The sequence below is a fragment of the Shigella sp. SIG3 genome (assembly GCF_053555855.1).
The window spans coordinates 12823-36523 of the sequence record NZ_JBQZXE010000025.1; the positions used below are offsets into that span (position 1 = coordinate 12823).

Sequence of the window (23701 nt, forward strand, 5' to 3'; positions counted from 1 at the left end):
CCTCCCGACTTTCATTGAGCGATTTTCCTATGCGTCTAAACCCCGGCCAACAACAAGCTGTCGAATTCGTTACCGGCCCCTGCCTGGTGCTGGCGGGTGCGGGTTCCGGTAAAACTCGTGTTATCACCAATAAAATCGCCCATCTGATCCGCGGGTGCGGTTATCAGGCGCGACATATCGCGGCGGTGACCTTTACCAATAAGGCGGCGCGCGAGATGAAAGAGCGTGTCGGACAGACGCTGGGTCGCAAAGAGGCGCGTGGGCTGATGATCTCAACCTTCCACACGCTGGGGCTGGATATCATCAAGCGTGAGTATGCGGCGCTGGGGATGAAGGCGAACTTTTCGCTGTTTGACGATACCGATCAGCTGGCGTTGCTCAAAGAGTTGACCGAAGGGCTGATTGAAGATGACAAAGTTCTCCTGCAACAGTTGATTTCGACCATCTCTAACTGGAAGAACGATCTCAAAACACCGTCCCAGGCGGCAGCCAGTGCGATTGGCGAGCGGGACCGTATTTTTGCCCATTGTTATGGGCTGTATGATGCACACCTGAAAGCCTGTAATGTGCTCGACTTCGATGATCTGATTTTATTGCCGACGCTACTTCTGCAACGCAATGAAGAAGTCCGCGAGCGCTGGCAGAACAAAATTCGCTACCTGCTGGTGGACGAATATCAGGACACCAACACCAGCCAGTATGAACTGGTGAAACTGCTGGTGGGCAGCCGCGCGCGCTTTACCGTGGTGGGTGACGATGACCAGTCGATCTACTCCTGGCGCGGCGCACGTCCGCAAAACCTGGTGCTGCTGAGCCAGGATTTTCCGGCGCTGAAGGTGATTAAGCTTGAGCAGAACTACCGCTCTTCCGGACGTATTTTGAAAGCGGCGAACATCCTGATCGCCAATAACCCGCACGTCTTTGAAAAGCGTCTGTTCTCCGAACTGGGTTACGGCACAGAGCTAAAAGTTTTAAGCGCGAATAACGAAGAACATGAAGCCGAGCGCGTCACTGGTGAACTGATTGCGCATCACTTCGTCAATAAAACGCAGTACAAAGATTACGCTATTCTTTATCGCGGTAACCATCAGTCGCGGGTGTTTGAAAAATTCCTGATGCAAAACCGCATCCCGTACAAAATTTCTGGTGGTACGTCGTTTTTCTCTCGTCCTGAAATCAAGGACTTGCTGGCTTATCTGCGCGTGCTGACTAACCCGGACGATGACAGCGCATTTCTGCGTATCGTTAACACGCCGAAGCGAGAGATTGGCCCGGCGACGCTGAAAAAGCTGGGTGAGTGGGCGATGACGCGCAATAAAAGCATGTTTACCGCCAGCTTTGATATGGGCCTGAGTCAGACGCTTAGCGGACGTGGTTATGAAGCATTGACCCGCTTCACTCACTGGTTGGCAGAAATCCAGCGTCTGGCGGAGCGGGAGCCGATTGCCGCGGTGCGCGATCTGATCCACGGCATGGATTATGAATCCTGGCTGTACGAAACATCGCCCAGCCCGAAAGCTGCCGAAATGCGCATGAAGAACGTCAACCAACTGTTTAGCTGGATGACGGAGATGCTGGAAGGCAGCGAACTGGATGAGCCGATGACGCTCACCCAGGTGGTGACGCGCTTTACTTTACGCGACATGATGGAGCGTGGTGAGAGTGAAGAAGAGCTGGATCAGGTGCAACTGATGACTCTCCATGCGTCAAAAGGGCTGGAGTTTCCTTATGTCTACATGGTCGGTATGGAAGAAGGGTTTTTGCCGCACCAGAGCAGTATCGATGAAGATAATATCGATGAGGAGCGGCGGCTGGCCTATGTCGGCATTACCCGCGCCCAGAAGGAATTGACCTTTACGCTGTGTAAAGAACGCCGTCAGTACGGCGAACTGGTGCGCCCGGAGCCGAGCCGCTTTTTGCTGGAGCTGCCGCAGGATGATCTGATTTGGGAACAGGAGCGCAAAGTGGTCAGTGCCGAAGAACGGATGCAGAAAGGGCAAAGCCATCTGGCGAATCTGAAAGCGATGATGGCGGTAAAACGAGGGAAATAATCAAGGCCGGAGAAGATGCGTCAGCATCGCATCCGGCACTTACTCATTAATGCACTTCCAGCGGCCAGTGGACATAGCTCTGCCACTGGTTTTCCTGAGCAATAATCTCTTTACCCAGCGGATGTTGGGTTAGCCAACCTTGCGGAAGCGTCAAGGTCAACAGTTCATGGTTAGCCTGTAATGTCATCTCTGGCACGAGATCGTCACGGCGACGGCTGGCAAAAATGATAGCCAGGCGGAGTAAACGGCAGAGTTGTTCTGCGACGCGCGGTGGTACGGCATTTTGCTGATGCAGCGATGAGAGATCGACCGGGTTAGTCTGGTTGAGCAGTAGCGTCGCCAGCAGTTTCTTCTGTGCGGGGGTAAAACCGGGAAGATCCAGGTTACGCACCAGATAAGCAGCGTGTTGCGGAGCTTGTTTGAAGTCAACGCTCAGGCCGATTTCATGAAGCTGACAGGCGCTGATGAGCAAATCGCGGCTTATTGCTTCAAGATGCCATTCGTTTTCCACCTGATCGAAGAAGTTAGCCGCAACTTTGGCTACGCGCTGTGCCTGATCAATATCGATCATAAAGCGGCGTTGAATATTACGCAGTGTACGGCTGCGAATATCCTGCTCGACGGCCAGATGCAACATGCCGTAGACCAGGCCTTCACGCAGCGCACCGCCCGCCAGGGTCATACACTGAATATTCAGTTCGGTAAAAATGGCGATCAGGATCGCCAGACCACTCGGGAACACTAACGCACGTTCCAGCGTCAGCCCGTCAATCTCCAGTTCCTCCAGCCGACCGCAATGAATGGCTCGCTGTTTCAATTGCTGCAACTTTTCCAGGGTAATGCGTTCATCCATCCCCTGTGCCATCATGATTTCCTGTAACGCCTGCACGGTGCCGGAAGCACCAACGCACACTTTCCAGCCGTGATACCGTAATTCATCGGCAACCGGACGTAACACTTCGCGTGCCGCTTTTTCTGCAGCATCAAAATTTTCTTGCCCCAGATTACGATCGGCAAAATAGCGTTCCAGCCAGGTGACGCAGCCCATCGACAGGCTGAACAACGAGGTGGTTTGTGCACCCGTGCCGGTTACCAGTTCAGTACTGGCACCGCCTATATCCACCACCAGGCGCTGATCGGCACCACCAGTGGTGTGAGCAACGCCCTGATAAATCAGACGCGCTTCCTCTTCACCGCTGATCACCTGTACCGGACAACCGAGGATTTCCTGCGCTTTGGCAATAAAATCACCCGCATTGACGGCAAGTCGTAATGTCGCCGTAGCGACAACGCGAATTTGCGAGGGAGGGATATCTTGCAGACGTTCAGCAAACAGGCGCAGACATTGCCAACCGCGCTCCATTGCTTCATTAGAGAGGTCATTTTCGCTATTCAGGCCAGCAGCCAGACGCACTTTGCGTTTAATTCGCGTCAGCGTCTGGATGCTTCCAGCCACCTCGCGCACAACCAGCATATGAAAACTATTCGAACCGAGATCAATGGCTGCATACAGCGACGAGGTGGAACCCATACTCTTCATCCTTCAATCTGTCTCTGTGTTGGCTGCATTCTTTCACCCGAATCACTTACTACAGTAAGCTCATCGGGATTCATTCTCTTGCCATCTTGATACAGTTTGAATGATTTTGAGTATGACATTTTATTTAACCTGAACGACGACGATTACGCGGAGCGCCAGTACGACGCGGACCATTGCCTGTGCGCGGGCGCGTGAGGCGCAGCGGTTTTGGCAGATCGGTCATCAATGCGTCCGGATTGTATTTGCTTACCGGAATTGAGTGACCAATATAGGTCTCAATAGCAGGCAAATTCAATGCATACTCTTCACACGCCAGGCTGATAGAGTGACCGCTTGCGCCTGCGCGACCTGTACGACCAATACGGTGAACGTAATCTTCACAGTCATCGGGTAAATCGTAGTTAAAGACGTGCGTCACTGCCGGAATATGCAAACCACGCGCGGCAACGTCGGTGGCAACCAGAATATCCAGATCGCCACGGGTAAATTCATCAAGAATACGCAGACGTTTTTTCTGCGCGACATCGCCTGTCAACAAACCGACACGATGACCATCTGCCGCCAGGTGGCCCCAGATCTCTTCACAACGGTGTTTGGTATTGGCGAAAATAATCGCTCTGTCTGGCCACTCTTCTTCGATCAGCGTTTGCAGCAAACGCATTTTTTCTTCGTTAGAAGGGTAGAAAAGCTCTTCTTTAATACGGTGGCCCGTTTTCTGTTCCGGTTCCACTTCAATATATTCGGCATTGTTCATCTGCTCGAACGCCAGTTCACGTACCCGGTACGAAAGCGTGGCGGAGAACAGCATGTTGAGGCGCTGATTTGCAGGCGGCATACGGCGGAACAGCCAGCGGATATCTTTAATAAAGCCTAGATCGTACATGCGATCGGCTTCGTCCAGTACCACTACCTGAATGGCACCGAGGTTAATGTGGTTCTGCTTGGCGTAGTCAATTAAACGACCCGTGGTGCCAATCAGAATGTCAACGCCGCTTTCCAGCACTTTCAGCTGTTTGTCATAGCCATCACCACCGTAAGCCAGGCCCAGCTTCAGGCCGGTAGCTTCCGCCAGCGGTTCCGCGTCGGCGTGGATCTGCACGGCAAGTTCACGCGTCGGTGCCATAATTAAGGCACGCGGTTGATTCACCTTGCGATCGGCAATCGCAGGATGAGAGAGAAGATAATGAAACGTTGACGTAAGAAACGCCATCGTTTTCCCGGTACCGGTTTGCGCCTGCCCGGCTACGTCACGACCCGCCAGCGTCAGCGGAAGGGCCAGTGCCTGAATGGGCGTACAGTTATGAAACCCTTTTTTTTCAAGGGCTTCTACAACCTTCGGATGCAGGGCGAAGTCGGAAAACTTCTGTTCTGTTAAATGTGTTTTGCTCATAGTGTGGTAGAATATCAGCTTACTATTGCTTTACGAAAGCGTATCCGGTGAAATAAAGTCAACCTTTAGTTGGTTAATGTTACACCAACAACGAAACCAACACGCCAGGCTTATTCCTGTGGAGTTATATATGAGCGATAAAATTATTCACCTGACTGACGACAGTTTTGACACGGATGTACTCAAAGCGGACGGGGCGATCCTCGTCGATTTCTGGGCAGAGTGGTGCGGTCCGTGCAAAATGATCGCCCCGATTCTGGATGAAATCGCTGACGAATATCAGGGCAAACTGACCGTTGCAAAACTGAACATCGATCAAAACCCTGGCACTGCGCCGAAATATGGCATCCGTGGTATCCCGACTCTGCTGCTGTTCAAAAACGGTGAAGTGGCGGCAACCAAAGTGGGCGCACTGTCTAAAGGTCAGTTGAAAGAGTTCCTCGACGCTAACCTGGCGTAAGGGAATTTCATGTTCGGGTGCCCCGTCGCTAAAAACTGGACGCCCGGCGTGAGTCATGCTAACTTAGTGTTGACTTCGTATTAAACATACCTTATTAAGTTTGAATCTTGTAATTTCCAACGCTTCCCGTTTTATCTTAAATGCGAAGTGAACAGATTTCTGGCTCGTCACTCAATCCGTCTTGTCGTTTCAGTTCTGCGTACTCTCCTGTGACCAGGCAGCGAAAAGACATGAGTCGATGACCGTAAACAGGCATGGATGATCCTGCCATACCATTCACAACATTAAGTTCGAGATTTACCCCAAGTTTAAGAACTCACACCACTATGAATCTTACCGAATTAAAGAATACGCCGGTTTCTGAGCTGATCACTCTCGGCGAAAATATGGGGCTGGAAAACCTGGCTCGCATGCGTAAGCAGGACATTATTTTTGCCATCCTGAAGCAGCACGCAAAGAGTGGCGAAGATATCTTTGGTGATGGCGTACTGGAGATATTGCAGGATGGATTTGGTTTCCTCCGTTCCGCAGACAGCTCCTACCTCGCCGGTCCTGATGACATCTACGTTTCCCCTAGCCAAATCCGCCGTTTCAACCTCCGCACTGGTGATACCATCTCTGGTAAGATTCGCCCGCCGAAAGAAGGTGAACGCTATTTTGCGCTGCTGAAAGTTAACGAAGTTAACTTCGACAAACCTGAAAACGCCCGCAACAAAATCCTCTTTGAGAACTTAACCCCGCTGCACGCAAACTCTCGTCTGCGTATGGAACGTGGTAACGGTTCTACTGAAGATTTAACTGCTCGCGTACTGGATCTGGCATCACCTATCGGTCGTGGTCAGCGTGGTCTGATTGTGGCACCGCCGAAAGCCGGTAAAACTATGCTGCTGCAGAACATTGCTCAGAGCATTGCTTACAACCACCCGGATTGTGTGCTGATGGTTCTGCTGATCGACGAACGTCCGGAAGAAGTAACCGAGATGCAGCGTCTGGTAAAAGGTGAAGTTGTTGCTTCTACCTTTGACGAACCCGCATCTCGCCACGTTCAGGTTGCGGAAATGGTGATCGAGAAGGCCAAACGCCTGGTTGAGCACAAGAAAGACGTTATCATTCTGCTCGACTCCATCACTCGTCTGGCGCGCGCTTACAACACTGTTGTTCCGGCGTCAGGTAAAGTGTTGACCGGTGGTGTGGACGCCAATGCCCTTCATCGTCCGAAACGCTTCTTTGGTGCGGCGCGTAACGTGGAAGAGGGCGGCAGCCTGACCATTATCGCGACGGCGCTTATCGATACCGGTTCTAAAATGGACGAAGTTATTTACGAAGAGTTTAAAGGTACAGGCAACATGGAACTGCACCTCTCTCGTAAGATCGCTGAAAAACGCGTCTTCCCGGCTATCGACTACAACCGTTCCGGTACCCGTAAAGAAGAGCTGCTCACGACTCAGGAAGAACTGCAGAAAATGTGGATCCTGCGCAAAATCATTCACCCGATGGGCGAAATCGATGCAATGGAATTCCTCATTAATAAACTGGCCATGACCAAGACCAATGACGATTTCTTCGAAATGATGAAACGCTCATAAATTTGTCTTATGCCAAAAACGCCACGTGTTTACGTGGCGTTTTGCTTTTATATCTGTAATCTTAATGTCGCGCTGGCGATGTTAGGAAAATTCCTGGAATTTGCTGGCATGTTATGCAATTTGCATATCAAATGGTTAATTTTTGCACAGTACTGGTGGGTTCGGAACGGACTTTCCCTTCTGAATAAAGGTCTTCGTGGTTATACTTCTGCTAATAATTTTCTCTGAGAGCATGCATTGTGAATTTACTGACAGTGAGTACTGATCTCATCAGTATTTTTTTATTCACGACACTGTTTCTGTTTTTTGCCCGTAAGGTGGCAAAAAAAGTCGGTTTAGTGGATAAACCAAACTTCCGCAAACGTCACCAGGGATTGATACCTCTCGTTGGGGGGATTTCGGTTTACGCAGGGATTTGCTTCACGTTCGGAATTGTCGATTACTATATTCCGCATGCATCTCTCTATCTCGCTTGTGCCGGTGTGCTTGTTTTCATTGGCGCGCTGGATGATCGTTTTGATATCAGCGTAAAAATCCGTGCCACCATACAGGCCGCTGTTGGCATTGTTATGATGGTGTTCGGCAAACTTTATCTCAGTAGCCTGGGTTATATCTTTGGCTCCTGGGAGATGGTGCTCGGACCGTTTGGTTACTTCCTGACGCTATTTGCCGTCTGGGCGGCCATTAATGCGTTCAACATGGTTGATGGCATTGATGGCTTGCTGGGCGGGTTGTCCTGCGTCTCGTTTGCAGCAATCGGTATGATTTTGTGGTTCGACGGGCAAACCAGCCTCGCAATCTGGTGCTTTGCGATGATCGCCGCCATCCTGCCATACATCATGCTTAACCTTGGTATCCTGGGTCGCCGCTACAAAGTCTTTATGGGTGATGCGGGCAGTACGCTGATTGGTTTTACCGTTATCTGGATCCTGCTCGAAACGACCCAGGGCAAAACCCATCCCATCAGCCCGGTTACCGCTTTGTGGATAATCGCCATTCCGCTAATGGATATGGTGGCGATTATGTACCGTCGCCTGCGTAAAGGCATGAGCCCATTCTCTCCTGACCGTCAGCATATTCACCATTTGATCATGCGTGCCGGGTTTACTTCCCGTCAGGCGTTTGTGCTGATTACCCTTGCCGCAGCACTGCTCGCTTCCATTGGCGTGCTGGCAGAATATTCTCATTTTGTCCCGGAGTGGGTCATGCTGGTGCTCTTTTTGCTAGCATTCTTCCTCTATGGATATTGCATTAAGCGTGCCTGGAAAGTTGCTCGCTTTATTAAGCGCGTAAAACGCAGACTGCGTAGAAATCGTGGTGGCAGCCCCAATTTAACCAAATAAATGAGGATGTGATGACACAACCAATGCCTGGGAAACCGGCCGAAGACGCTGAAAATGAACTGGATATTCGTGGGTTGTTTCGTACCTTGTGGGCTGGGAAGCTATGGATTATTGGCATGGGGCTGGCGTTTGCGTTAATCGCGCTGGCGTATACTTTTTTTGCTCGTCAGGAGTGGAGCTCGACGGCGATTACCGATCGTCCAACGGTGAATATGCTGGGGGGATATTACTCGCAGCAGCAATTTTTGCGTAACCTGGATGTCCGTTCAAACATGGCTTCTGCCGATCAACCATCGGTCATGGACGAAGCCTATAAAGAGTTTGTTATGCAACTGGCCTCGTGGGATACCCGCAGAGAGTTCTGGCTGCAAACCGACTATTACAAACAGCGGATGGTGGGCAACAGCAAAGCCGATGCGGCGTTGCTGGATGAAATGATTAACAACATCCAGTTTATCCCCGGAGACTTTACTCGCGCGGTCAATGACAGCGTGAAGCTTATTGCCGAAACCGCGCCTGACGCTAATAACCTGTTACGTCAGTATGTTGCTTTTGCCAGCCAGCGTGCAGCCAGCCATCTGAATGATGAGCTGAAAGGCGCATGGGCGGCACGCACCATCCAGATGAAAGCTCAGGTGAAGCGTCAGGAAGAGGTGGCGAAAGCCATCTACGACCGCCGGATGAACAGCATTGAGCAGGCGCTGAAAATTGCTGAGCAGCATAATATTTCGCGCAGTGCGACAGATGTGCCTGCCGAGGAATTACCTGATTCAGAAATGTTCCTGCTTGGGCGTCCAATGCTCCAGGCTCGACTGGAAAATTTACAGGCCGTCGGTCCGGCCTTTGATCTCGACTATGATCAGAATCGAGCCATGTTAAACACCCTGAATGTTGGTCCAACCCTGGATCCGCGTTTTCAGACCTATCGCTATTTGCGTACGCCGGAAGAACCGGTAAAACGCGATAGCCCACGTCGTGCCTTCCTGATGATTATGTGGGGCATTGTCGGGGGGCTGATCGGGGCTGGTGTCGCATTAACCCGCCGTTGCTCGAAATAGCAACACTGCTGCGGTGAGCGCAAAGGCGCTCGCCGCTTATTCGAAGAGAATCGATGTGAAAGTACTGACTGTATTTGGTACGCGCCCGGAAGCCATCAAGATGGCTCCGTTGGTGCATGCGTTGGCAAAAGATCCTTTTTTTGAGGCTAAAGTTTGCGTCACTGCGCAGCATCGAGAGATGCTTGATCAGGTACTGAAACTCTTTTCCATTGTACCTGACTACGATCTCAACATAATGCAGCCAGGACAGGGCCTGACAGAGATAACCTGTCGGATTCTGGAAGGGCTAAAACCTATTCTTGCCGAGTTCAAACCAGACGTCGTGCTGGTTCACGGCGATACGACGACGACGCTGGCAACCAGCCTGGCGGCGTTTTATCAGCGTATTCCTGTTGGTCACGTTGAGGCTGGTCTGCGCACGGGCGATCTCTATTCGCCGTGGCCGGAAGAGGCTAACCGTACATTGACCGGGCATCTGGCGATGTATCACTTCTCTCCAACCGAAACTTCCCGGCAAAACTTGCTGCGTGAAAACGTTGCGGATAGCCGAATCTTCATTACCGGTAATACAGTCATTGATGCACTGTTATGGGTGCGTGACCAGGTGATGAGCAGCGACACGCTGCGTTCAGAACTGGCGGTAAATTACCCGTTTATCGCCCCCGATAAAAAGATGATTCTGGTGACCGGTCATAGGCGTGAGAGTTTCGGTCGTGGCTTTGAAGAAATCTGCCACGCGCTGGCAGACATCGCCACCACGCACCAGGACATCCAGATTGTCTATCCGGTGCATCTCAACCCGAACGTCAGAGAGCCGGTCAATCGCATTCTGGGGCATGTGAAAAATGTCATTCTGATCGATCCCCAGGAGTATTTACCGTTTGTCTGGCTGATGAACCACGCCTGGCTGATTTTGACTGACTCAGGCGGCATTCAGGAAGAAGCGCCTTCGCTGGGGAAACCGGTGCTGGTGATGCGCGATACCACTGAGCGTCCGGAAGCGGTGACGGCGGGTACGGTGCGTCTGGTAGGCACGGATAAGCAGCGAATTGTCGAGGAAGTGACGCGTCTTTTAAAAGACGAAAACGAATATCAAGCTATGAGCCGCGCCCATAACCCGTATGGTGATGGTCAGGCATGCTCTCGCATTCTGGAAGCGTTAAAAAATAATCGGATATCACTATGAGTTTTGCGACCATTTCTGTTATCGGACTGGGTTACATCGGGCTGCCTACAGCAGCAGCGTTTGCCTCACGGCAAAAACAGGTGATTGGTGTCGATATCAACCAACACGCGGTTGATACCATCAATCGTGGCGAAATCCATATCGTCGAGCCTGATTTGGCGAGCGTAGTAAAAACTGCCGTAGAAGGCGGTTTTTTACGAGCGAGCACGACGCCAGTTGAAGCGGATGCCTGGCTGATTGCTGTACCTACGCCGTTTAAAGGCGATCATGAGCCAGATATGACCTACGTTGAATCGGCTGCTCGCTCCATTGCGCCAGTGCTGAAAAAAGGCGCGCTGGTGATCCTTGAATCCACCTCGCCGGTGGGGTCAACCGAGAAGATGGCTGAATGGTTAGCAGAGATGCGCCCGGATCTGACTTTCCCACAGCAGGTGGGCGAGCAGGCGGACGTCAACATTGCTTACTGCCCGGAACGTGTATTACCGGGCCAGGTTATGGTCGAGCTGATTAAAAACGATCGCGTGATTGGTGGTATGACGCCGGTTTGTTCGGCCCGCGCCAGCGAATTGTACAAAATTTTCCTCGAAGGTGAGTGTGTCGTCACTAACTCGCGGACGGCGGAAATGTGTAAGCTCACCGAAAACAGCTTCCGCGATGTGAATATCGCTTTTGCTAATGAATTGTCGCTGATTTGTGCCGATCAGGGGATTAACGTCTGGGAACTGATTCGCCTGGCGAATCGTCACCCTCGCGTTAATATTCTTCAGCCTGGCCCTGGCGTGGGCGGTCACTGCATTGCTGTTGATCCGTGGTTTATCGTGGCACAGAACCCCCAGCAGGCGCGGCTTATCCGTACCGCGCGCGAAGTTAACGATCACAAACCGTTCTGGGTTATCGATCAGGTGAAAGCGGCGGTTGCCGACTGCCTTGCTGCTACCGATAAACGCGCCAGTGAACTGAAAATCGCCTGCTTTGGTCTGGCGTTTAAACCGAATATTGATGACCTGCGCGAAAGCCCGGCGATGGAAATCGCTGAACTGATCGCCCAGTGGCACAGCGGCGAAACGCTGGTTGTTGAGCCTAACATCCACCAGTTGCCGAAAAAACTGACCGGGCTTTGTACTCTGGCGCAGCTTGACGAGGCGCTGGCAACGGCAGACGTGCTGGTGATGCTGGTCGATCATAGTCAGTTCAAAGTTATCAATGGCGACAATGTCCATCAGCAGTATGTCGTCGATGCCAAAGGAGTCTGGCGCTGATGAGAAAAATTCTGATAACAGGTGGTGCCGGGTTTATTGGCTCGGCGCTGGTGCGTTATATCATCAACGAAACGAGCGATGCGGTGGTAGTGGTCGATAAGCTGACCTACGCCGGAAACCTGATGTCGCTGGCACCGGTCGCGCAAAGCGAGCGCTTTGCCTTTGAGAAAGTTGATATCTGCGATCGGGCAGAACTGGCACGCGTATTCACTGAGCATCAGCCAGACTGTGTCATGCATCTGGCAGCCGAAAGCCATGTTGACCGTTCTATTGACGGCCCGGCAGCGTTTATTGAAACCAACATTGTCGGGACTTATACATTGCTTGAAGCGGCGCGGGCTTACTGGAATACGCTGACGGAAGATAAAAAATCAGCGTTCCGTTTTCATCATATCTCCACCGACGAAGTATATGGTGACCTGCACTCGACGGATGATTTCTTCACCGAAACCACGCCGTATGCGCCGAGCAGCCCTTATTCCGCGTCAAAAGCCAGCAGCGACCATCTGGTGCGCGCCTGGCTGCGGACCTACGGTCTGCCGACGCTGATCACCAACTGCTCGAATAACTACGGTCCTTACCACTTTCCGGAAAAACTGATCCCGCTGATGATCCTCAACGCGCTGGCGGGTAAACCGCTGCCGGTATATGGCAACGGGCAGCAAATCCGTGACTGGCTGTATGTGGAAGATCACGCCCGCGCGCTGTATTGCGTGGCGACCACCGGGAAAGTCGGTGAAACCTATAATATTGGTGGTCACAACGAGCGTAAGAATCTCGATGTTGTGGAAACCATTTGCGAGCTGCTGGAAGAACTGGCTTCGAACAAGCCGCACGGCGTGGCGCACTATCGTGACCTGATCACCTTTGTCGCTGACCGTCCGGGGCATGATCTGCGTTATGCCATTGATGCTTCGAAAATTGCCCGTGAACTTGGCTGGCTGCCGCAGGAAACCTTTGAAAGTGGAATGCGTAAAACGGTTCAGTGGTATCTGGCTAATGAAAGCTGGTGGAAGCAGGTGCAGGACGGCAGCTATCAGGGTGAGCGTTTAGGTCTGAAAGGCTAATTTTCAGCGGAGGCAAACATGAAGGGTATTATCCTGGCGGGCGGTTCCGGTACCCGATTGCATCCGATTACGCGCGGCGTATCGAAGCAACTGTTGCCGATTTACGATAAGCCAATGATTTACTATCCGCTGTCGGTGCTGATGCTGGCCGGTATCCGCGAAATTCTCATCATCACTACGCCGGAAGATAAAGGTTATTTCCAGCGCCTGCTGGGCGATGGTAGTGAGTTCGGTATCCAGCTGGAATATGCCGAACAGCCCAGCCCGGACGGTCTGGCGCAGGCCTTTATCATCGGTGAAACCTTCCTTAATGGTGAACCTTCTTGTCTGGTGCTGGGCGATAACATCTTCTTCGGTCAGGGCTTCAGTCCGAAGCTGCGTCATGTTGCGGCGCGCACGGAAGGGGCGACGGTTTTTGACTATCAGGTGATGGACCCGGAACGCTTTGGCGTGGTGGAATTTGACGACAATTTCCGCGCTATCTCGCTTGAAGAAAAGCCAAAACAGCCGAAGTCAAACTGGGCGGTGACCGGGCTTTATTTCTACGACAGTAAAGTCGTGGAGTACGCAAAGCAGGTGAAGCCGTCGGAGCGCGGTGAACTGGAGATTACCTCCATCAACCAGATGTACCTCGAGGCGGGCAACCTGACCGTTGAACTGCTCGGGCGCGGATTTGCCTGGCTGGATACCGGCACTCACGACAGCCTGATTGAGGCCAGCACTTTTGTGCAGACAGTAGAAAAACGCCAGGGCTTTAAGATTGCCTGCCTGGAAGAGATCGCCTGGCGTAACGGCTGGCTCGATGACGAGGGTGTGAAGCGTGCTGCCAGTTCATTAGCGAAAACTGGCTACGGCCAATATCTGCTGGAGTTACTTCGTGCCCGTCCGCGCCAGTATTGAGCCACTAACCTGGGAAAACGCCTTCTTTGGTGTTAACAGCGCCATCGTGCGCATTACGTCTGAAGCACCGCTCCTGACGTCAGACGCCTTAGCGCCATGGTCACGGGTGCAGGCCAAAATTGCGGCATCAAATACGGGGGAACTGGATGCCCTGCAACAGCTGGGATTCTCCCTGGTAGAAGGTGAAGTTGATTTGGCGCTACCCGTGAACAATGTCAGTGATAGCGGTGCTGTCGTGGCACAAGAGACCGATATTCCCGCATTACGTCAGTTAGCTAGCGCCGCATTTGCGCAAAGCCGTTTTCGTGCGCCGTGGTATGCGCCTGACGCCAGCGGTCGCTTTTATGCACAGTGGATTGAAAATGCCGTGCGCGGCACCTTTGATCATCAATGTCTGATTCTACGTGCGGCGTCCGGCGATATTCGCGGCTATGTCTCTTTACGGGAACTCAATGCGACAGATGCGCGAATTGGCCTGCTGGCTGGACGCGGTGCAGGTGCTGAGCTGATGCAAACGGCGCTAAACTGGGCGTATGCTCGCGGTAAAACAACTTTGCGGGTGGCGACCCAAATGGGCAACACCGCCGCGCTTAAACGATACATACAAAGTGGTGCGAATGTAGAAAGCACCGCGTACTGGTTATACAGGTGATCACATGATTCCATTTAACGCACCGCCGGTGGTGGGAACCGAACTCGACTATATGCAGTCGGCAATGGGTAGCGGCAAACTGTGTGGCGATGGCGGTTTTACCCGTCGCTGCCAGCAGTGGCTGGAGCAACGTTTTGGCAGCGCCAAAGTGTTACTGACGCCGTCCTGCACCGCTTCGCTGGAGATGGCGGCGCTGCTGCTCGATATCCAGCCTGGCGATGAAGTGATCATGCCGAGCTACACCTTTGTCTCCACCGCCAATGCCTTTGTGCTGCGTGGCGCGAAAATCGTCTTTGTGGATGTTCGCCCGGACACCATGAACATCGACGAAACGTTGATTGAAGCAGCGATCACCGACAAAACGCGCGTTATCGTGCCGGTCCATTACGCGGGTGTGGCCTGCGAAATGGACACCATTATGGCGTTGGCGAAAAAGCATAATTTGTTTGTGGTGGAAGATGCCGCTCAGGGCGTGATGTCCACTTACAAAGGGCGTGCACTGGGAACCATTGGTCATATTGGCTGCTTTAGCTTCCATGAAACCAAAAACTACACGGCGGGTGGTGAAGGCGGCGCGACGCTGATTAACGATAAAGCGTTAATCGAACGAGCCGAGATCATCCGTGAAAAGGGCACTAACCGCAGCCAGTTCTTCCGTGGTCAGGTCGATAAATATACCTGGCGCGATATTGGCTCCAGCTATTTGATGTCCGATCTGCAAGCTGCGTACCTGTGGGCGCAACTGGAAGCAGCGGATCGTATCAACCAGCAACGTCTGGCGCTGTGGCAAAACTACTACGATACGTTAGCGCCTCTGGCGAAAGCCGGGCGTATCGAGTTGCCGTCGATTCCCGATGGCTGCGTGCAGAACGCGCATATGTTCTACATTAAACTGCGGGATATTGATGACCGGAGCGCGTTGATTAACTTTCTGAAAGAAGCGGAAATCATGGCGGTGTTTCATTACATTCCGCTGCACGGTTGCCCTGCGGGGGAACACTTTGGTGAGTTCCACGGTGAAGATCGCTACACCACCAAAGAGAGCGAGCGCCTGCTGCGCCTGCCGCTGTTCTACAACCTGTCGCCCGTCAATCAGCGTACGGTAATTGCGACTTTGTTGAACTACTTCTCCTGATATGTCGTTGGCAAAAGCGTCCTTGTGGACGGCGGCCAGTACACTGGTCAAGATTGGTGCCGGGTTACTGGTCGGTAAGTTGCTGGCGGTGTCATTTGGTCCGGCGGGGCTTGGGCTGGCGGCAAATTTCCGCCAGTTGATTACCGTGCTCGGCGTGCTTGCCGGGGCTGGCATCTTTAACGGTGTAACCAAATACGTTGCCCAGTACCATGATAATCCGCAACAGCTGCGCCGCGTGGTCGGCACTTCATCAGCGATGGTACTTGGTTTCTCTACGCTGATGGCGCTGGTTTTTGTGCTGGCAGCTGCGCCAATCAGCCAGGGATTGTTTGGTAATACCGACTATCAGGGGCTGGTGCGTTTAGTGGCGCTGGTGCAAATGGGGATCGCCTGGGGCAACCTGTTACTGGCGCTGATGAAAGGCTTTCGCGATGCCGCAGGTAATGCGTTATCGCTGATTGTCGGCAGCTTGATTGGCGTTCTCGCGTACTACGTCAGTTACCGTTTTGGCGGTTATGAAGGGGCGTTGCTGGGTCTGGCGCTGATTCCCGCGCTGGTGGTAATTCCTGCCGCCATCATGTTGATTAAACGTGGTGTCATCCCGTTAAGCTATCTGAAACCCAGCTGGGATAACGGTCTGGCAGGGCAGTTGAGCAAATTTACGCTCATGGCGTTGATTACGTCGGTGACCTTGCCTGTTGCTTACATCATGATGCGTAAACTGCTGGCGGCGCAGTATAGCTGGGATGAAGTGGGGATCTGGCAAGGGGTGAGCAGTATTTCCGATGCCTACCTGCAATTTATTACGGCATCGTTCAGCGTATATTTGCTGCCCACGTTGTCGCGGCTAACGGAAAAGCGCGATATCACCCGGGAAGTGGTTAAATCGCTGAAATTCGTCTTACCGGCAGTGGCGGCAGCGAGTTTTACCGTCTGGTTGCTGCGTGATTTTGCTATCTGGTTGCTGTTGTCGAATAAATTTACCGTTATGCGCGATCTCTTTGCCTGGCAGTTAGTGGGTGATGTGTTAAAAGTGGGCGCTTATGTCTTTGGTTATCTGGTGATCGCCAAAGCGTCACTGCGGTTTTATATTCTGGCGGAAGTCAGCCAGTTCACTTTATTGATGGTATTTGCCCACTGGCTAATCCCTGCGCATGGTGCACTGGGCGCGGCGCAGGCATATATGGCAACTTATATCGTCTATTTTTCTCTTTGTTGTGGCGTGTTTTTACTCTGGCGTAGGCGGGCATGACTGTACTGATTCACGTACTGGGATCGGATATCCCTCACCATAACCGAACCGTTTTGCGGTTTTTCAATGACGCGCTGGCCGCGACGAGCGAGCACGCGTGCGAGTTTATGGTTGTTGGCAAGGACGACGGCTTAAGTGATAGCTGTCCGGCGCTTTCTGTGCAATTTTTCCCTGGGAAAAAATCGCTGGCGGAAGCGGTCATCGCGAAAGCAAAAGCTAACCGTCAGCAGCGATTTTTTTTCCACGGTCAGTTCAATCCCACACTGTGGCTGGCTCTGCTGAGTGGTGGCATTAAGCCCAGCCAGTTTTTCTGGCATATCTGGGGGGCAGACCTGTATGAGCTTTCCAGTGGCTTGAGATATAAGCTTTTTTACCCACTACGTCGCCTGGCGCAAAAGCGAGTCGGCTGTGTATTTGCCACCCGCGGCGATTTGAGCTTTTTTGCCAAAACGCACCCAAAGGTGCGGGGAGAACTGCTGTACTTCCCGACGCGGATGGACCCTTCTCTCAATACGATGGCGAACGATCGGCAACGTGAAGGAAAAATGACCATTCTGGTGGGGAACTCCGGCGACCGCAGCAATGAGCATGTCGCCGCTTTACGTGCCGTTCATCAGCAATTTGGCGATACGGTAAAAGTGGTGGTGCCGATGGGATATCCGCCTAATAACGAAGCGTACATTGAGGAAGTTCGTCAGGCGGGGTTGGAGTTATTCAGCGAAGAAAATCTGCAAATTTTGAGCGAAAAACTGGAATTTGACGCCTATCTGGCGCTACTTCGTCAGTGCGATCTTGGTTACTTTATTTTTGCCCGCCAGCAGGGCATTGGTACGCTTTGCTTACTGATTCAGGCGGGCATTCCTTGTGTGCTTAACAGGGAAAATCCGTTCTGGCAGGATATGACGGAACAGCATTTGCCAGTGCTGTTTACTACCGACGATCTCAACGAGGATATTGTGCGTGAAGCGCAGCGCCAGTTGGCGTCGGCGGATAAAAACACCATTGCCTTCTTTAGCCCTAACTATCTACAAGGCTGGCAGCGGGCGTTGGCGATTGCCGCCGGGGAGGTCGCATGAGTCTGCTGCAATTCAGTGGCCTGTTTGTGGTCTGGCTGCTCTGCACGCTGTTTATTGCCACGCTGACCTGGTTTGAGTTTCGCCGTGTGCGCTTTAACTTCAATGTCTTCTTTTCATTGCTGTTTTTGCTCACCTTTTTCTTCGGCTTCCCGCTGACCAGCGTGCTGGTATTTCGCTTTGATGTTGGTGTCGCGCCGCCAGAAATCTTGTTGCAGGCGTTGCTTTCTGCGGGCTGCTTCTACGCGGTTTACTATGTCACCTACAAAACCCGCCTACGCAAACGCGTTGCTGATGTACCGCGCCGTCCGCTGTTTACCATGAACCGCGTGGAGACCAATCTTACGTGGGTGATCCTGATGGGTATCGCGCTGGTAAGCGTCGGCATCTTCTTCATGCACAACGGCTTTTTGCTGTTCCGGCTTAACTCCTACAGTCAGATCTTTTCCAGTGAAGTCTCCGGCGTGGCGTTAAAACGCTTCTTTTACTTTTTCATCCCGGCGATGCTGGTGGTCTACTTTCTGCGCCAGGACAGCAAAGCGTGGCTGTTTTTCCTCGTCAGCACGGTCGCCTTTGGCTTGCTGACTTATATGATTGTCGGCGGCACTCGCGCCAATATCATCATCGCATTCGCTATCTTCCTGTTTATTGGCATTATTCGCGGCTGGATTTCGTTGTGGATGCTGGCGGCGGCGGGCGTGCTGGGGATTGTTGGCATGTTCTGGCTGGCGTTAAAACGCTATGGAATGAATGTGAGCGGCGATGAAGCGTTCTATACGTTTCTCTATCTCACTCGCGACACCTTTTCACCGTGGGAGAATCTGGCGTTGCTGTTGCAGAACTACGACAACATCGACTTCCAGGGCCTGGCTCCAATTGTCCGCGATTTCTATGTCTTTATCCCTTCCTGGCTGTGGCCGGGGCGCCCGAGTATGGTGCTGAACTCAGCCAATTACTTTACCTGGGAAGTACTGAATAACCACTCCGGACTGGCGATCTCGCCTACGCTTATAGGCTCACTGGTGGTGATGGGCGGCGCGTTGTTCATCCCACTCGGGGCGATTGTGGTTGGACTGATCATCAAATGGTTCGACTGGCTGTATGAGCTGGGCAACCGCGAGACTAATCGCTATAAGGCTGCGATATTGCACAGTTTCTGCTTTGGGGCGATCTTCAATATGATCGTGCTGGCACGTGAAGGGCTGGATTCGTTTGTCTCACGCGTAGTCTTTTTTATCGTGGTCTTCGGCGCATGTCTGATGATCGCAAAACTGTTGTACTGGCTTTTTGAAAGCGCCGGACTCATTCATAAACGTACAAAATCATCGCTCCGGACGCAGGTTGAAGGATAACAATGAATAACAACACCACGGCACCGACCTATACGCTGCGTGGCTTACAGTTGATTGGTTGGCGTGATATGCAGCATGCCCTCGATTATCTGTTTGCTGACGGGCAGCTTAAGCAGGGAACGCTGGTTGCCATTAATGCCGAAAAAATGCTGACCATTGAAGATAACGCCGAGGTCAGGGAGTTAATTAACGCTGCCGAATTTAAATATGCGGATGGCATCAGCGTTGTACGTTCAGTACGTAAAAAGTACCCGCAGGCGCAGGTTTCCCGCGTTGCCGGTGCCGATCTCTGGGAAGAGCTGATGGCGCGCGCAGGCAAAGAAGGGACGCCGGTATTTCTTGTGGGCGGTAAACCTGAAGTGCTGGCGCAAACTGAAGCTAAACTGCGCAACCAATGGAATGTGAATATCGTTGGCAGTCAGGATGGTTATTTTAAACCCGAGCAGCGTCAGGCGCTGTTTGAACGCATTCATGCCAGCGGAGCGCAAATCGTCACCGTTGCGATGGGATCGCCAAAGCAGGAGATCTTCATGCGCGACTGCCGTCTGGTGCATCCAGATGCGCTGTATATGGGCGTTGGCGGGACTTACGATGTTTTCACCGGTCACGTAAAACGCGCACCGAAAATCTGGCAAACGCTGGGACTGGAGTGGCTCTACCGCCTGCTTTCGCAGCCGAGCCGCATTAAGCGTCAGCTTCGTTTGCTGCGTTATTTACGCTGGCACTACACCGGCAACCTCTGATTTTCCTCTCTTTGTAAAGCGACGGAGTGGTCACTTCGTCGCCTGTCTGCTTTTTTATTACACAAAGCATTCAAATTTTTAATGCTTTATTTGCCATTTCTCCTGAATTACGAAAACATTCGCAACACTCGATGTACCCATAACGATAACCGGTAACACCGGAAAGCATGCAAACACAACACGAGGATTTATGGCAGATAACAAACCAGAGCTACAGCGTGGGCTGGAAGCTCGACATATCGAACTCATCGCCCTGGGGGGCACCATTGGCGTCGGCCTGTTTATGGGGGCCGCCAGTACCCTGAAATGGGCCGGGCCATCCGTATTGTTGGCCTATATCATCGCCGGGCTGTTCGTTTTTTTCATCATGCGTTCAATGGGCGAAATGTTGTTCCTCGAACCGGTTACCGGTTCGTTCGCCGTTTATGCGCATCGTTATATGAGCCCGTTTTTTGGCTATCTCACCGCCTGGTCTTACTGGTTTATGTGGATGGCGGTGGGGATCTCAGAAATCACCGCCATTGGCGTTTATGTCCAGTTTTGGTCCCCGGAGATGGCGCAGTGGATACCCGCATTGATCGCGGTGGCGCTGGTGGCGTTGGCGAATCTGGCGGCGGTGCGGTTGTACGGCGAAATCGAGTTCTGGTTCGCGATGATCAAAGTCACCACGATTATCGTGATGATTGTCATTGGCCTGGGCGTGATTTTCTTTGGCTTTGGCAATGGCGGGCAGTCGATTGGTTTTAGCAATCTCACAGAGCATGGCGGTTTCTTTGCGGGTGGCTGGAAAGGGTTCCTGACCGCTCTGTGTATTGTGGTGGCGTCCTACCAGGGCGTGGAGCTGATTGGCATTACTGCCGGTGAAGCGAAGAATCCGCAGGTGACGCTGCGCAGTGCCGTAGGCAAAGTGCTGTGGCGGATCCTGATTTTCTACGTAGGCGCGATTTTCGTTATCGTCACCATCTTCCCGTGGAATGAAATTGGCAGCAACGGCAGCCCGTTCGTACTGACTTTTGCCAAAATCGGTATTACCGCAGCGGCGGGCATTATCAACTTTGTGGTGCTGACGGCTGCGCTCTCTGGCTGTAACAGCGGCATGTACAGTTGCGGACGTATGCTCTACGCACTGGCGAAAAACCGTCAGTTACCGGCGGCAATGGCAAAAGTTTCCCGTCACGGCGTACCGGTTGCGGGTGTGGCAGTATCTATTGCTATTCTGCTAATTGGCTCATGCCTGAACTACATCATTCCCAATCCGCAGCGTGTGTTTGTCTACGTCTACAGTGCCAGCGTGCTTCCGGGGATGGTGCCATGGTTTGTGATATTGATAAGCCAGCTGCGTTTTCGGCGTGCACATAAAGCGGCGATTGCCAGCCATCCGTTCCGCTCAATCCTGTTCCCGTGGGCCAACTACATAACAATGGCATTCCTGATTTGCGTTTTGATCGGCATGTACTTTAATGAAGATACGCGTATGTCGCTGTTTGTCGGCATCATCTTTATGCTGGCGGTGACGGCGATTTATAAAGTTTTTGGGCTTAATCGCCACGGTAAAGCGCATAAACTGGAGGAATAAGCAGCAAAACGCACAAACCGTAACCAAACGAGCAATTTATTTAAAAAGGGACTAGACAGAGGGGTGGGAAGTCCGTATTATCCACCCCCGCAACGGCGCTAAGCGCCCGTAGCTCAGCTGGATAGAGCGCTGCCCTCCGGAGGCAGAGGTCTCAGGTTCGAATCCTGTCGGGCGCGCCATTTAGTCCCGGCGCTTGAGCTGCGGTGGTAGTAATACCGCGTAACAAGATTTGTAGTGGTGGCTATAGCTCAGTTGGTAGAGCCCTGGATTGTGATTCCAGTTGTCGTGGGTTCGAATCCCATTAGCCACCCCATTATTAGAAGTTGTGACAATGCGAAGGTGGCGGAATTGGTAGACGCGCTAGCTTCAGGTGTTAGTGTCCTTACGGACGTGGGGGTTCAAGTCCCCCCCCTCGCACCACGACTTTAAAGAATTGAACTAAAAATTCAAAAAGCAGTATTTCGGCGAGTAGCGCAGCTTGGTAGCGCAACTGGTTTGGGACCAGTGGGTCGGAGGTTCGAATCCTCTCTCGCCGACCAATTTTGAACCCCGCTTCGGCGGGGTTTTTTGTTTTCTGTGCATTTCGTCACCCTCCCTTCGCAATAAACGCCCGTAATAACTCATTGCCCCACGGTATGATTTCGCCCTTAACGTATTGAAGGATGACTTCAGGCAAGGAGCGACCATGCTGCAACAGGTTCCAACGCGTGCTTTTCATGTGATGGCGAAACCGAGCGGTTCCGATTGTAATCTGAACTGTGACTACTGTTTTTATCTCGAAAAACAATCCCTTTACCGCGAAAAGCCAGTCACGCATATGGACGATGACACGCTGGAAGCGTATATCCGTCACTATATCGCCGCCAGCGAACTGCAAAACGAAGTGGCTTTTACCTGGCAGGGCGGCGAACCAACGCTACTCGGGCTGGAGTTTTACCGCCGTGCCGTGGCGCTACAGGCGAAATATGGTGCTGGCAGGAAGATAAGTAACAGTTTCCAGACTAACGGCGTGCTGCTCGATGACGAATGGTGTGCATTTCTGGCAGAAAATAATTTTCTTGTTGGGTTATCGCTGGATGGTCCGGCTGAGATCCACAATCAATATCGCGTGACCAAAGGCGGCAGACCCACGCATAAACTGGTGATGCGTGCCCTGACGCTCCTGCAAAAACATCATGTCGACTATAACGTGCTGGTCTGCGTCAACCGCACCAGCGCGCAGCAACCGTTACAGGTTTATGATTTTTTGTGCGATGCGGGAGTCGAATTCATCCAGTTTATTCCGGTGGTCGAGCGCCTGGCTGATGAAACAGCTGTCCGCGATGGACTGAAACTACATGCGCCTGGTGATATTCAGGGGGAACTGACGGAATGGTCTGTGCGCCCCGATGAATTTGGTGAATTTCTGGTGGCGATTTTTGACCACTGGATCAAACGCGACGTCGGCAAGATTTTCGTGATGAATATCGAATGGGCGTTTGCCAATTTTGTCGGTGCGCCGGGTGCGGTTTGCCATCATCAGCCAACCTGTGGGCGCTCGGTGATTGTTGAGCACAACGGCGACGTTTACGCCTGCGATCACTATGTTTATCCGCAATATCGGCTGGGGAATATGCATCAGCAAACAATTGCAGAAATGATCGATTCCCCGCAACAGCAGGTGTTTGGTGAAGATAAATTTAAGCAATTACCGGCGCAGTGTCGCAGTTGTAACGTGTTAAAAGCATGTTGGGGAGGCTGCCCGAAACACCGCTTCATGCTCGATGCCAGCGGCAAACCGGGGCTGAATTATTTGTGTGCCGGGTATCAGCGTTATTTCCGCCATCTACCGCCATATCTTAAAGCAATGGCTGATTTGCTGGCGCACGGTCGCCCGGCCAGTGACATTATGCAGGCACATTTGATGGTGGTGAATAAGTAAAAAAGCGGCCATTTGGAAGCCGCCTGCGGTTGATTGCCGGATGCGGCGTAAACGCCTTATCCGGCCTACATGATCGTGCAAATTCAATAAATTGCAGCGTTCTGTGGATACTGGTTTGGGTGATCGTATCCGGCAAAGCCTTTGCGTGCGGTGGCAG

The 23701-nt window shown here is 52.3% G+C and carries 21 protein-coding genes and 4 tRNA genes; 22 read left to right on the forward strand and 3 right to left on the reverse strand.

The window, feature by feature from the left end; all coding sequences use genetic code 11:
- Positions 1–29: 29 nt before the first annotated feature.
- A complete protein-coding gene (gene rep / locus ACUU1I_RS07255) occupies positions 30–2051 on the forward strand; it encodes a DNA helicase Rep (RefSeq protein ID WP_005115968.1) in 2022 nt (673 codons plus the stop codon).
- Between the two features lie 46 nt (positions 2052–2097).
- On the opposite strand, the gene gppA is transcribed toward rep, so the two are convergent.
- Together gppA and rhlB are read right to left on the reverse strand one after the other, a co-directional pair.
- Positions 2098–3582 carry a guanosine-5'-triphosphate,3'-diphosphate diphosphatase gene (gene gppA, locus ACUU1I_RS07260; protein WP_000535982.1) on the reverse strand — a complete coding sequence of 495 codons (1485 nt, stop codon included), beginning with the start codon at positions 3580–3582 and terminating at the stop codon, positions 2098–2100.
- Positions 3583–3715: 133 nt separating this feature from the next.
- Positions 3716–4981, reverse strand: coding sequence for an ATP-dependent RNA helicase RhlB (gene rhlB, locus ACUU1I_RS07265; protein WP_000047499.1), 1266 nt, complete (start codon positions 4979–4981; stop codon positions 3716–3718).
- Positions 4982–5111: 130 nt separating this feature from the next.
- On the opposite strand from rhlB, the gene trxA reads away from it, so the two are divergent.
- The 21 genes from trxA to ACUU1I_RS07370 all read left to right on the forward strand — a co-directional run bounded on the left by trxA (position 5112) and on the right by ACUU1I_RS07370 (position 23544).
- Entirely contained in the window at positions 5112–5441 is a 330-nt protein-coding gene (gene trxA / locus ACUU1I_RS07270; RefSeq protein WP_001280776.1) for a thioredoxin TrxA, read from the forward strand.
- A 140-nt stretch (positions 5442–5581) separates the two neighbouring features.
- Positions 5582–5683, forward strand: a complete 102-nt coding sequence (gene rhoL / locus ACUU1I_RS07275; RefSeq protein WP_001295255.1) for a rho operon leader peptide RhoL — start codon at positions 5582–5584, stop codon at positions 5681–5683.
- Between the two features lie 84 nt (positions 5684–5767).
- Positions 5768–7027: a transcription termination factor Rho gene (gene rho, locus ACUU1I_RS07280; protein WP_001054527.1), complete on the forward strand. Its 1260-nt coding sequence runs from the start codon at positions 5768–5770 to the stop codon at positions 7025–7027.
- 239 nt (positions 7028–7266) lie between these two features.
- Complete coding sequence (gene wecA / locus ACUU1I_RS07285) at positions 7267–8370, forward strand: UDP-N-acetylglucosamine--undecaprenyl-phosphate N-acetylglucosaminephosphotransferase (RefSeq protein WP_001050960.1); 1104 nt, start codon at positions 7267–7269, stop codon at positions 8368–8370.
- 11 nt (positions 8371–8381) lie between these two features.
- Positions 8382–9428 (forward strand): ECA polysaccharide chain length modulation protein, encoded by a 1047-nt coding sequence (wzzE, locus tag ACUU1I_RS07290; protein ID WP_001295256.1) that lies wholly within the window; start codon positions 8382–8384, stop codon positions 9426–9428.
- A 55-nt stretch (positions 9429–9483) separates the two neighbouring features.
- Positions 9484–10614 carry a non-hydrolyzing UDP-N-acetylglucosamine 2-epimerase gene (gene wecB, locus ACUU1I_RS07295; protein WP_005071662.1) on the forward strand — a complete coding sequence of 377 codons (1131 nt, stop codon included), beginning with the start codon at positions 9484–9486 and terminating at the stop codon, positions 10612–10614.
- Positions 10611–11873: a UDP-N-acetyl-D-mannosamine dehydrogenase gene (gene wecC / locus ACUU1I_RS07300; RefSeq protein ID WP_000006621.1), complete on the forward strand. Its 1263-nt coding sequence runs from the start codon at positions 10611–10613 to the stop codon at positions 11871–11873. Before wecB ends, wecC begins: the two co-directional genes overlap by 4 nt.
- On the forward strand, positions 11873–12940 hold the full coding sequence (gene rffG, locus ACUU1I_RS07305) for a dTDP-glucose 4,6-dehydratase (RefSeq protein WP_001226607.1): 1068 nt from the start codon (positions 11873–11875) through the stop codon (positions 12938–12940). Before wecC ends, rffG begins: the two co-directional genes overlap by 1 nt.
- 18 nt (positions 12941–12958) lie before the next feature.
- Positions 12959–13840 (forward strand): glucose-1-phosphate thymidylyltransferase RfbA, encoded by an 882-nt coding sequence (rfbA, locus tag ACUU1I_RS07310; RefSeq protein WP_000676052.1) that lies wholly within the window; start codon positions 12959–12961, stop codon positions 13838–13840.
- A complete protein-coding gene (gene rffC, locus ACUU1I_RS07315; RefSeq protein ID WP_001145202.1) occupies positions 13818–14492 on the forward strand; it encodes a dTDP-4-amino-4,6-dideoxy-D-galactose acyltransferase in 675 nt (224 codons plus the stop codon). Before rfbA ends, rffC begins: the two co-directional genes overlap by 23 nt.
- Positions 14493–14496: 4 nt before the next feature.
- Positions 14497–15627: a dTDP-4-amino-4,6-dideoxygalactose transaminase gene (gene rffA / locus ACUU1I_RS07320; RefSeq protein ID WP_000612053.1), complete on the forward strand. Its 1131-nt coding sequence runs from the start codon at positions 14497–14499 to the stop codon at positions 15625–15627.
- Between the two features lies 1 nt (position 15628).
- A complete protein-coding gene (gene wzxE, locus ACUU1I_RS07325; protein ID WP_000050251.1) occupies positions 15629–16879 on the forward strand; it encodes a lipid III flippase WzxE in 1251 nt (416 codons plus the stop codon).
- Entirely contained in the window at positions 16876–17955 is a 1080-nt protein-coding gene (gene rffT, locus ACUU1I_RS07330) for a TDP-N-acetylfucosamine:lipid II N-acetylfucosaminyltransferase (protein WP_000217212.1), read from the forward strand. The genes wzxE and rffT overlap by 4 nt, the downstream gene beginning before the upstream one ends.
- The gene (wzyE, locus tag ACUU1I_RS07335; RefSeq protein WP_000055132.1) at positions 17952–19304 is read left to right on the forward strand and encodes an ECA oligosaccharide polymerase; all 1353 of its coding nucleotides are present in this window, start codon (positions 17952–17954) and stop codon (positions 19302–19304) included. The genes rffT and wzyE overlap by 4 nt, the downstream gene beginning before the upstream one ends.
- Before the next feature lie 2 nt (positions 19305–19306).
- The gene (gene wecG, locus ACUU1I_RS07340; RefSeq protein WP_001064038.1) at positions 19307–20047 is read left to right on the forward strand and encodes a lipopolysaccharide N-acetylmannosaminouronosyltransferase; all 741 of its coding nucleotides are present in this window, start codon (positions 19307–19309) and stop codon (positions 20045–20047) included.
- Between the two features lie 190 nt (positions 20048–20237).
- Entirely contained in the window at positions 20238–21623 is a 1386-nt protein-coding gene (gene thrP, locus ACUU1I_RS07345; protein ID WP_000774748.1) for a bifunctional threonine/serine APC transporter ThrP, read from the forward strand.
- A 102-nt stretch (positions 21624–21725) separates the two neighbouring features.
- A tRNA-Arg gene (locus ACUU1I_RS07350) sits at positions 21726–21802 on the forward strand.
- A 58-nt stretch (positions 21803–21860) separates the two neighbouring features.
- Positions 21861–21936 (forward strand) — tRNA-His (locus tag ACUU1I_RS07355).
- Positions 21937–21956: 20 nt separating this feature from the next.
- Positions 21957–22043: transfer RNA gene (locus ACUU1I_RS07360), tRNA-Leu, on the forward strand.
- 42 nt (positions 22044–22085) lie between these two features.
- A tRNA-Pro gene (locus ACUU1I_RS07365) sits at positions 22086–22162 on the forward strand.
- Positions 22163–22308: 146 nt separating this feature from the next.
- Positions 22309–23544: an anaerobic sulfatase maturase gene (locus ACUU1I_RS07370; RefSeq protein ID WP_000941512.1), complete on the forward strand. Its 1236-nt coding sequence runs from the start codon at positions 22309–22311 to the stop codon at positions 23542–23544.
- On the opposite strand, the gene ACUU1I_RS07375 is transcribed toward ACUU1I_RS07370, so the two are convergent.
- On the reverse strand, positions 23510–23701 hold a 192-nt coding region (locus tag ACUU1I_RS07375), incomplete at its 5' end, for a hypothetical protein (protein ID WP_449144824.1). The two genes, ACUU1I_RS07370 and ACUU1I_RS07375, sit on opposite strands and share 35 nt — an antisense overlap.

What these genes read in the sequence shown, in the direction of transcription:
- rep (WP_005115968.1), top strand. Translation starts at nt 30, where the DNA reads ATGCGTCTAAACCCCGGCCAACAACAAGCTGTCGAATTCGTTACCGGC.
- gppA (WP_000535982.1), bottom strand. Translation starts at nt 3,582, where the DNA reads ATGGGTTCCACCTCGTCGCTGTATGCAGCCATTGATCTCGGTTCGAAT.
- rhlB (WP_000047499.1), bottom strand. Translation starts at nt 4,981, where the DNA reads ATGAGCAAAACACATTTAACAGAACAGAAGTTTTCCGACTTCGCCCTG.
- trxA (WP_001280776.1), top strand. Translation starts at nt 5,112, where the DNA reads ATGAGCGATAAAATTATTCACCTGACTGACGACAGTTTTGACACGGAT.
- rhoL (WP_001295255.1), top strand. Translation starts at nt 5,582, where the DNA reads ATGCGAAGTGAACAGATTTCTGGCTCGTCACTCAATCCGTCTTGTCGT.
- rho (WP_001054527.1), top strand. Translation starts at nt 5,768, where the DNA reads ATGAATCTTACCGAATTAAAGAATACGCCGGTTTCTGAGCTGATCACT.
- wzzE (WP_001295256.1), top strand. Translation starts at nt 8,382, where the DNA reads ATGACACAACCAATGCCTGGGAAACCGGCCGAAGACGCTGAAAATGAA.
- wecC (WP_000006621.1), top strand. Translation starts at nt 10,611, where the DNA reads ATGAGTTTTGCGACCATTTCTGTTATCGGACTGGGTTACATCGGGCTG.
- rffG (WP_001226607.1), top strand. Translation starts at nt 11,873, where the DNA reads ATGAGAAAAATTCTGATAACAGGTGGTGCCGGGTTTATTGGCTCGGCG.
- rfbA (WP_000676052.1), top strand. Translation starts at nt 12,959, where the DNA reads ATGAAGGGTATTATCCTGGCGGGCGGTTCCGGTACCCGATTGCATCCG.
- rffA (WP_000612053.1), top strand. Translation starts at nt 14,497, where the DNA reads ATGATTCCATTTAACGCACCGCCGGTGGTGGGAACCGAACTCGACTAT.
- wzxE (WP_000050251.1), top strand. Translation starts at nt 15,629, where the DNA reads ATGTCGTTGGCAAAAGCGTCCTTGTGGACGGCGGCCAGTACACTGGTC.
- rffT (WP_000217212.1), top strand. Translation starts at nt 16,876, where the DNA reads ATGACTGTACTGATTCACGTACTGGGATCGGATATCCCTCACCATAAC.
- wzyE (WP_000055132.1), top strand. Translation starts at nt 17,952, where the DNA reads ATGAGTCTGCTGCAATTCAGTGGCCTGTTTGTGGTCTGGCTGCTCTGC.
- wecG (WP_001064038.1), top strand. Translation starts at nt 19,307, where the DNA reads ATGAATAACAACACCACGGCACCGACCTATACGCTGCGTGGCTTACAG.
- thrP (WP_000774748.1), top strand. Translation starts at nt 20,238, where the DNA reads ATGGCAGATAACAAACCAGAGCTACAGCGTGGGCTGGAAGCTCGACAT.
- ACUU1I_RS07370 (WP_000941512.1), top strand. Translation starts at nt 22,309, where the DNA reads ATGCTGCAACAGGTTCCAACGCGTGCTTTTCATGTGATGGCGAAACCG.